The sequence below is a fragment of the Microcystis sp. M_OC_Ca_00000000_C217Col genome (genome assembly GCF_007095585.1).
In the GTDB taxonomy this organism is placed as follows: Bacteria; Cyanobacteriota; Cyanobacteriia; order Cyanobacteriales; family Microcystaceae; genus Microcystis; species Microcystis panniformis.
Genome location: NZ_SFBV01000149.1, coordinates 1 through 9,457 on the forward strand (window position 1 = coordinate 1; position 9,457 = coordinate 9,457).

The 9,457-nt window shown below is 43.5% G+C and carries 8 protein-coding genes; 7 read left to right on the plus strand and 1 reads right to left on the minus strand.

Translation table 11 applies throughout. From position 1 onward, the window contains the following. The first annotated feature begins 134 nt into the window (after window positions 1-134). The 3 genes from lipB to EWV66_RS08595 all read left to right on the plus strand — a co-directional run bounded on the left by lipB (window position 135) and on the right by EWV66_RS08595 (window position 2,365). The gene (gene lipB / locus EWV66_RS08585; RefSeq protein WP_052276715.1) at window positions 135-803 is read left to right on the plus strand and encodes a lipoyl(octanoyl) transferase LipB; all 669 of its coding nucleotides are present in this window, start codon (window positions 135-137) and stop codon (window positions 801-803) included. A gap of 1 nt (window position 804) precedes the next feature. After that, entirely contained in the window at window positions 805-2,067 is a 1,263-nt protein-coding gene (locus tag EWV66_RS08590; RefSeq protein WP_052276714.1) for a pentapeptide repeat-containing protein, read from the plus strand. Between the two features lie 67 nt (window positions 2,068-2,134). Further along, window positions 2,135-2,365: a hypothetical protein gene (locus EWV66_RS08595; protein WP_052278455.1), complete on the plus strand. Its 231-nt coding sequence runs from the start codon at window positions 2,135-2,137 to the stop codon at window positions 2,363-2,365. On the opposite strand, the gene EWV66_RS08600 is transcribed toward EWV66_RS08595, so the two are convergent. Next, window positions 2,354-3,550 carry a homocysteine biosynthesis protein gene (locus tag EWV66_RS08600; RefSeq protein WP_287108594.1) on the minus strand — a complete coding sequence of 399 codons (1,197 nt, stop codon included), beginning with the start codon at window positions 3,548-3,550 and terminating at the stop codon, window positions 2,354-2,356. The genes EWV66_RS08595 and EWV66_RS08600 overlap by 12 nt on opposite strands. A gap of 203 nt (window positions 3,551-3,753) precedes the next feature. Between EWV66_RS08600 and EWV66_RS08605 the strand changes: the two genes are divergently transcribed. From EWV66_RS08605 to EWV66_RS08620, 4 genes are all read left to right on the plus strand, one after another. Next, the gene (locus EWV66_RS08605) at window positions 3,754-4,680 is read left to right on the plus strand and encodes a class I SAM-dependent methyltransferase (protein ID WP_159251428.1); all 927 of its coding nucleotides are present in this window, start codon (window positions 3,754-3,756) and stop codon (window positions 4,678-4,680) included. A gap of 14 nt (window positions 4,681-4,694) precedes the next feature. After that, window positions 4,695-5,348 carry a HupE/UreJ family protein gene (locus tag EWV66_RS08610; RefSeq protein WP_185237459.1) on the plus strand — a complete coding sequence of 218 codons (654 nt, stop codon included), beginning with the start codon at window positions 4,695-4,697 and terminating at the stop codon, window positions 5,346-5,348. 322 nt (window positions 5,349-5,670) lie between these two features. Continuing rightward, the gene (locus EWV66_RS08615; RefSeq protein WP_185237458.1) at window positions 5,671-6,285 is read left to right on the plus strand and encodes a Uma2 family endonuclease; all 615 of its coding nucleotides are present in this window, start codon (window positions 5,671-5,673) and stop codon (window positions 6,283-6,285) included. Window positions 6,286-6,581: 296 nt separating this feature from the next. Next, window positions 6,582-9,332: a glycerol-3-phosphate acyltransferase gene (locus EWV66_RS08620; protein ID WP_287108597.1), complete on the plus strand. Its 2,751-nt coding sequence runs from the start codon at window positions 6,582-6,584 to the stop codon at window positions 9,330-9,332. Window positions 9,333-9,457 lie beyond the last annotated feature (125 nt).

A 9,457-nucleotide genomic window follows, 5' to 3' on the forward strand; every position in this document is an offset into this window, starting at 1 on the left:
GCACGCAAACTTTAAACGCTTCGGGAGAGATTCCCTCTTGGTTGGTTGGAGAAATCCTGCTTGCTAACGGAGACTCAATGAACGAAGAATCCCCGTCTTTTTAGAGCGGGGAGCGTCAACAATCACATCTCTCGATGAATACTCAAAAAATGCCTCGTCTCTGTGGGCTAAAAATTCAGGCAATTACTCCCTATTCTCGCGCTTGGTCGCAACAGCGAGCGCTGGTGGAGGCAAGAATCGCTAATCCCGACTTGCCCGATATGCTGCTCCTACTGGAACATCCCCCCGTTTACACCCTCGGTACCGGTTCAGATATTAAGTTTATTAAATTTAATCTTGACAAAACCGACAAAGAAGTGCATCGAATCGAGCGAGGAGGCGAAGTCACCTATCACTGTCCGGGGCAGTTAGTGGGCTATCCGATCCTCAATTTGCGCTATTATCAGCAGGATTTACACTGGTATTTGCGACAATTGGAAGAAGTCATTCTGCAAACTATCGCTATTTATGGATTGTCGGGGGAAAGAATCGCGGGCCTGACGGGGGTATGGGTAGAAGGGTATAAAATAGCTGCGATCGGTATTAAAGTTAGTCGTTGGATTACCTATCATGGTTTTGCCCTCAATGTTTGTCCCGATTTAAGCGGGTTTGCCGAGATTATTCCCTGTGGCATTGCTAATAAACCCGTGGGCAGTTTACAGCAGTTTCTGCCTAATATTAGTCTTATGCAAGTACAGCAAGATTTATCGAGAGTTTTCGCCTCAGTTTTCGGTGTGGAATTATTTTCTCTTGACAAGGATTAATATGAGCGATCGCAAAGACCCAGAAAAACTCGGTGCGGAAAATAGGGAAGATAACCCCGAAAATAACGGTAAAGCCAGTTTATCAGCCCCCGATGCTTCCGAATACGTCTCCTCCTTATCTTCCCGTAATCCTGTGCGTCAGCGCATCCTAGTATTAAAAGATCTTCGACCGGGTAACGCGGGGTTATTACTGGCCCCCCTGATGGTGATGACCATCGGCCTCGTCTTTAGCTGGGACTGGTTAGGCTTTTCTGGGGCGATAGTAGCGATATTGATATCCTTACAGGTGATTTTACCCTCTATTCGCCAGTGGATCGCCCATTATCTCACTCCCTCTGAACGTCAGACGGTTTTCGCTTTTATCGTTTTTATTGCTGCTCTGGCCGGATTAGGGAAATATTTAGGAGTTTACGAGCGCATATTGCGATGGTTAGACAGTTTTAAATACGATGAGTTCGGTTCTTGGGCCGAGTGGGTGGGGGCCTTGGGACAGATTATGATCGCCGTGTTAGCCGTCTATGTGGCCTGGGAACAGTACGTTATTTCTAAGGATTTAACCATACAACAAAATCGCATTACCCAACAACAGACGATCGATTCCTATTTTCAGGGGATTTCTGATCTAGCCTTGGATGAGGAGGGATTTTTAGAAGATTGGCCCCAGGAAAGAGCGATCGCAGAAGGTCGCACCGCTTCCATCCTCAGCAGTGTCGATGCCGCCGGGAAAGCGAAAATACTGCGTTTTTTGAGTCAATCGCGGCTATTATCACCGATTAAACGCGATCGTTATCTAGGCCGACCGATTCTAGACGGGGAAGGGGGTTATGCGGAGGATCGAGAGTTTGGTACAAGAGTAGTACAATTGGGGGTAATGTTAGCGGGGGCCGACATTTCTGGGCAGGATCTGCGCTGGACCGATTTAAGCGAAGCGAATATGGTGCGGGCCGATTTAAGTTATAGCGATTTGGTGAAAGCAAATGTATCGCGGACAATTCTCTACGAAGCTAATTTAAGAGGGGCAGATATCAAAGGGATGCGTTTATTTTATGGTTCCCTAGAAAATGCTACCCCCCGCAGTCGTACCGTTCCCCCCAATTATGACAGCGGAGAACACACGGGAGCAGTGGTAGAAAATGTCAATTTTACTGGGGTGAAAAACATGAGCGAGGAACAACGTCACTATTGTTGTCGTTGGTGTGGGGAAAAGTCCCGCGCAACCATTCCGGGGGGATGTGCTGATATTGCCAATCTTTTGGGCCGTTAACGGAGGCGGTCGGCGGTCGGCAGTGTTATAATTAGTGGTATTCATGGCCAATAATTCCCACAAATTTATGAATCAAAAAGTCGTTATTCTTGCCACTGCCTCCGCTAGTTTATTAGTCCTAGCAGTTACCACTAACTCCGTACAAGCTGCCCCAGAGTCCTTTCATCCTAGTTTCAATACCAAGAACTTAGGTGACATGATGATCGGCAAGACAACCGGGGAAGAAAATCCGATTTTTCGTCATCTTAATTGTGGTTGTGCCACCTGTACCCAATCCCTTAACTCCTCACTCAATTGATAATTTTCCGCCCCAACGATCCTGGGGGATAAAAGTCCGCTCTAGATTAATTTTTGCCACGGGTTCTGTGAGGGTAAATTCTCCCGATTCGATTAGTGCTTTTAATTCTAAAGCGGCTTCCCGGGACAGGGAAATACTGGCCAAAGGAGCCACCCTAACACTTTTTCCCTCAATCATAATCCGACCGCTTTTTAGTTTAGCGTAGGTGATTAAACCAAAGGTAGGACGGACTCGCCGGGGAATGGAAAAATCCACCACTGGAGCGACAATTTCCTCATCTTTTACCGCACAATGTCGAACAATTTCCTCGCTTAAAACCGGAATCGGTACTGCTACTCCTAACATTAAAGAAGCCCCATAATTTTTGAAATAACAACCCCGCACCCAGCGAGCATTCATTTGTTTAGCATCCCCAATTAAGGCTAAGGTAGAAGCAGGACCAATAGGAGTTCGATTTTGTAGGCGTTTTTGCAGGGGAGAATGTTGGGTTCCTTCCCAGGCAATATAACCGATTCCTCCTCCTAAAAAAATGCGCGTACCGATGCCTATAGCCTCTAAATCGGGGTCATTTAACAGGGGAGAAATTGCGCCGGGGTTAGAATATACTGCATTACCTAATCGCGGCTGTAGTGGTCCCAAATAAGTATATAAAGTCCGCTCTCCCCCATTGACTCCGACGATAAAATTCTGGTAGAGATTGCGAGGATTAAAAAGATAAAATTGATTGATGGTATCCTTAGAAATAATCGTTTCAAAAGAAGTGCGAGGATAACAATCGGTAGCCTGGCCGACAGCGCGCAATTGAATCGATTTTCCGGCGATTAAATCCTCAATAATATGTCCGCCACCCCTTTCGGGATTTTCTGCCTCTAAATTCTCATTTTTGGCCGCTAGATCACTAATAGCACTGGCTCCTAAATATAAATCCACCGCCCCAAAACCGGCATAAGCAGGAATCCCATCTAACCAACATTGACGAATTTTTATCGGCGGATCCGTCTGACCTAAATTAATAATTGCCCCGGAAGATTCCATCGGTTCAAAGGTTCCCGTACAAACCACATCTACTTGGGAAAAAACCTCCTTAATTCCCATCTCGTTCACGCGGCTTTTTAATTCCTCTACTGTCCAGACTACAGCCGTTTTTTTAGCAATTTTGTCGTTGATTTCAGCGATTGTTCTCATAATAAAAATTGAACCGATGGGGGGTTAGGGAGCTTTTTGCTGTGGTCAGTAAACAGTTATCAGATGTGAGTTGTCAGTGAGTGGTATTAACTGAGCAGTATTAAATGGCGGTGACAGTGCTGTTTTTTCACTGATTACTGATTACTGATCACTGATCACTGTTATAAGATGAGAAAGGGAAAATTTACGATCGAAGCTTTTCTATGACAGTTACACCCGTTCCGGCCTCCTTTAATCCTGTTTCTGGTCTAGTTAACCGTATTCTCGGCATAAAACCGCTTTTTGACATCGCTCGCTATCAGGCCCGCAATATGATGATTAAAAGAGCCGAAAAACTAGGTGTACCTTGGCGAGAAACCGTCAAACAATGGCAACAAAGGGATTGGAGTCGGGAACTGCAAGCGGTAGAAAATCCCGATCTCGTCTATCCCGAATACTACGTTTGTTCTTTCCACGCTTACGAAAAGGGCAATTTAGACTGGTTGCCAGCTTTTGAGGTAGAATCTGCCGCCTATGCTGTTCATTCTACCATCTGGCCCGGGGCGGGGATTGACGGCGATCCGCGATTGCGGCGGGAATATCACCGGATATTGAAGGAGCAAATCAAGGCAGAAATTAACGATATTGTCGATTTAGGCTGTAGTGTCGGCATGAGTAGCTTCGCACTGCAAGATACTTATCCGCAAGCGCGGGTAACTGGGTTAGATCTCTCTCCCTACTATTTAGCCGTTGCCCAATACCAAGCTCAACAAAAACAAAAGACGATTCAATGGCAACACGCGGCTGCGGAAAAAACTCAATTACCCAGTCAGTCCTACGATCTGGTATCTTCGTTTTTAATGTTCCACGAACTACCCCAACAGGCTACTAGAGAAATTTTCGCCGAAGCGCGTCGTTTATTGCGATCGGGGGGTTATTTGACGCTGATGGATATGAATCCGCGCTCGGAAATTTATCGAAAAATGCCCCCTTATGTCCTCACCTTACTCAAGAGTACCGAACCCTATCTCGATCAATATTTTACTCTCGATATCGAACAGGCATTAGTTGAAGCGGGGTTTCAAGCACCGATCATTACCCCCACCAGTCCCCGACACCGGGCGATTGTTGCGCGGGTTTCCGAATCATAATTTTGAGGTAATCAATGAAGATAATTTTTCGTCAAAGTTGGACAAAGATATTAACTATTGTCCCTCTCTTCCTGTTAATTTTTGCCAGCAAAACCCTCGCCCATCATGCCATGGCAGGGCAAACTCCTGATAATTTTTGGAACGGATTTTTATCGGGTTTAGCTCACCCGGTTATCGGTTTAGATCATTTAGCTTTTGTGGTGGCTAGTGGTTTAATTGCTGTGGGGATGGAACAGGGTTTATTAATTCCGATCGCTTTTGCGATTGCCACTTTAATCGGGACAGGGATTCATTTACAGGGAATAAGTTTACTTTTTCCTGAAGGAATTATTGCCCTTTCTGTGGTGATTTTTGGCGTGATTTTAACTCTGAAAAAAGGGTTACAAAATCATTCTAATCTTCATACGATCGCTCTGGCAACTTTGGCAATGATCGCGGGAATTTTCCACGGTTATGCCTACGGAGAATCAATTATCGGGGCGCGAGTTGCCGCTTTAGTTGCCTATTTAATTGGTTTTACCGTGATGCAATTAGCGATCGCATCTGGTGCTTTTTTCCTTGGCAGTGTCATCAAGGAAAAATTAGCCAAGCAAGCGACTCTAATTAGTAAGTTCATCGGATTGGCAATTATGGCGATCGGTACAACTTTTTTAGTGGGAATTAAGTAAATTAATCTCGGTGGGGCTAATTATTAATGGCTCTCTTGAGGTTATGGTGATCAGCAAATCCGATCGAAGAAAGGGCGTACATATACGCCCCCACCAATCAGAGCAGGTGCAATCTAGGGGCGCAGCATCGATAGTTTGATCGCAGATTGTTTGCAGATTGTCTAGAGAGTCTGTAGGGTGAGCATTGCTACTGTTTACTGTTCACTGTTCACAGCAGAAAACTCCCCACACCCCATACCCTGCCCCCACAAAAAACTTTTTGCCGCAAACCCTAAAATAGAGCCAAGGAAGTTAGTAGAGAGAGAATGCTATTTTGTCAGCTATGAGCCAAACCCTACCTAAAACTGTTAATTTCGAGGAATTCGTCCTTTGGCTGCCTGAAAATTCTGGAGTACGTTATGAGCTACACAATGGAAATATTATTGAAATGGCACAACCCGCAGGAGAACACGAGGAAATCAAAGGATTTTTAACTGTTAAACTCAGTGGAATAATTGATAGACTGGGGCTTCCTTATTTAATTCCTAACCAAGCGATTGTCAGACCTGCTGGTAAAAACTCTGGTTATTTTCCTGATGTATTAGTGCTAAATCGAACCAAGCTCGCTCAGGAAAAATTATGGAAAAAAGAATCAATCCTTAGTGAGGGTGCATCTATCCCTCTGATCATTGAAGTGGTATCGACTAACTGGCGTGATGATTACTACTTAAAATTTGCTGATTATGAAGAAATGGGTATTCCTGAATATTGGATTGTCGATTATGCAGCCTTGGGTGGGCGTAATTTTCTTGGCACTCCTAAACAACCGACCATCTCTGTTTGTCGCTTAGTTGAGGAAGAATATCAAATTCGGCAATTTCGAGACAGCGATCGCCTAATTTCCCAGACTTTCACGGAATTAAATCTCACTGTCAATCAGATTTTCTTAAGTCTGTAGGGTGTGCATCGTCCACCTTACTCTTTTCGCTTTTTTCTTCAGTTTGAGGGGGTGATTTTGCCGCTTAAAATCCGCAATTATTGCCTTTATTTGCTCCATTTGCTTGGTTTTTAAGCCATTAAGCTCAATTTATTCGATCGCTTTCGTGTTCATGTTCTCAAGGTCGTTACTAAGTAGTCATGCAAAATTAATTACCTGCCCGATCGAGCTAAAACCCTTACGGGGCAATGATCGTCATGTGTAAATAATTTTGCCTAGGTACTTAAGACAAGATCGTAAACTAAGACGCATTTTAAATGAGAGAAATTTGGGGTTCCCTATTTATTTTTTTAGTCTGTCCTATAATCGGGGGATTGCCTCTGATCGATTGGATAAATTATCTAGTAACTGGACGTAAATTATCCCAATTAGGTACTGGTAATATCGGTGTAACTGCCGCCTTTTACCATGGGGGTAAATTGGTGGGAATTTTGGCGGTAATTTCGGAAGCAGCCAAGGGAATTATCGTTATTTTCCTAACCCGTTTATTTTTTCCCACCGGCTCTTCTTGGGAATTATTAGCTTTAATTGCCTTAGTCGTGGGGCGCTATTGGTTAGGAAAAGGTGCAGGAACTACTAATGTTTTCTGGGGATTAATCGTTCACGATTTTGTCGCTGTTTTTCTCACCTCAATCATTAGTGGGATTAGCTTTACTATTTTTCGGGAAAAATCTACAGGTAGATTGGTAGGATTATTTTTATTAGCTTTAATTCTCACCTTGCGCCGTCCCCACGATTCAGGTTATATTATAACTGCCATTGCTTTAGCCTGTTTATTAGGGGCAATTTTTCAAAAAATCGCCGACGATTTAGACTTACCCGAAGCAAGTGTTAACAATGAATCAAAAACTATGTTTCGTTTTTTTCGTGGAGATCGATCGATCCAAACTCTTGATGACAATCTGGTTGCTTCAAAAGTGGGACAAAAAGCCGCCACTTTAGCCTATCTTAAGCGTGCCGGTTATCCCATTCCTAGGGGGTGGGTTTTACCACCGGGGGATGATCCACAACCGTTAATAGAATCTCTTAATCCTGATATTAATCATCCCTTAGTCGTGCGCTCTTCCGCTATTGGAGAAGATAGTGAAACTGCTTCATCTGCGGGACAATATACCACAATTCTTAACGTCATCGATCGAGAAAATTTAGCGGCGGCGATTTTAAGTTGCCAAACCTCCTATAATAGTCCTAATGCTGTTAATTATCGACTCGATCGAGGCCAAGAAAACACGGCCATGGCTGTGTTAATCCAAGAACAAATTCGAGGAGTTTTTTCGGGAGTTGCCTTCAGTCGTGATCCGATTAATCCTCTCAGTTTAGATGTAGTTATTGAAGCTTTACCCGGAGATGCCACCAGAGTTGTATCGGGAAGAATCACCCCCGAAAGTTATCGAGTTAATTTAGAAGAAAATATCATCATCGGAGAGGGAGATATTCCCCCAGCTATTATTCAACAGGTAGCTAATCTTTGTCGGCAATTAGAAACCCTTGATCATGGCATTCCCCAAGATATAGAATGGACTCATGACGGACACAAATTATGGTTATTACAGTGCCGTCCTATCACTAATTTACAGCCAATTTGGACAAGAAAAATCGCAGCTGAAGTTATCCCTGGAGTGATTCGTCCTTTGCCTTGGTCAATTAATCGTCCTTTAACCTGTGGAGTTTGGGGAGATATTTTCCAGTTAGTTTTAGACAAAAAAGCCCTCGATTTGAACTTCAATGAAACAGCGACTTTACACTATCAAAGAGCCTATTTTAATGCTTCTTTATTAGGAACCATTTTCCGTCGCATGGGATTACCTCCAGAAAGCTTAGAATTCCTGACCAAAGGGGCAAAGTTTACCAAACCACCTTTAGCGGCAACCTTGGCTAATTCCCCCGGTTTATTAAAACTTTTAGGACGGGAATTACAGTTAGAAAAAGACTTTAGCCAAGATCAAAAAAACTATTTTATCCCGACGCTCGAAAAAATTAACGCTACTTCCCTAGAAGCTTTATCTTCTGGGGAAATTTTAGAGCAAATTGAGGAGATTTTAACCGTCTTAAAAAAAGCTACCTATTATAGTATTCTTGCCCCCCTTAGCTTCGCTTTGCGTCGCAGTATTTCCCGAGTACCTTTTGAGAAATTGGATAACTCCCAAGCACCAGAAATAGCCTCAATGCGATCGCTATCTGAACTGAGAAAAAATACGATCGATCGAGATTTTGACTCAGCTTTTTCCCTCTGGTTAGAAACCTACGGTTATTTAAGCGAAGTGGGGACTGATATTTCCATACCGAGATGGCGAGAAAATCCCCCATATCTGCTACAACTACCCTTAGATATTCCGGGCAATAATAGCCATAAAAAAGTCAAATCTTCCCACAATGTCCAAAAAAGATTAAATATCAAAAACCAGGTAACTGAAATTTACTCCCGTCTTTTAGCTCACCTACGCTGGCATTTTCTCGCTTTGGAAACCCTCTGGTTACAGCAGCAAATATTATCGGAGACGGGAGATATATTTTATCTAAATTACTCAGAAGTTACCCAGTTGGGTCAGAATAATAAAATCGCCAATCTTAACCAGATTATCCGTCAGCGTCGTCAACAATTCCAAGAAAACTCTCAATTAACCGATATTCCCTATATCGTTTATGGACAACCACCGAAAAGAGAATTTTTAGTTTCAAATTTAACTGCAAAAAAACGCTTACAGGGAATTGCCGCTAGTGGGGGGACAGTGGAGGGACGAATCAAAATTATGCCAACCCTACAAAATCTAGAAATTGCCCCTAATACTATTCTCGTTATTCCCTATACTGACTCAGGATGGTCCCCTTTATTATCCCAGGCTGTGGGAATTATTGCCGAGGTGGGGGGACAATTATCCCATGGTGCTATCATTGCCAGAGAATACGGAATTCCCGCGGTTATGGATGTGCATAATGCCATGAAATTGTTAAAAGATGGTCAATTAATTCGTCTCGATGGCAGTCAAGGAATTATTGAAATTCTCTAGGCATTAGGGGACAGGGTGTGGGGTGTGGTGCGATTCGTTGGCTAGAAACTAGACAGTAAGACGTTTAGAGGATTAGCCGCTTGGTAAATGTAGTACCTTGATAACTTTATAACCATACAGGTGCG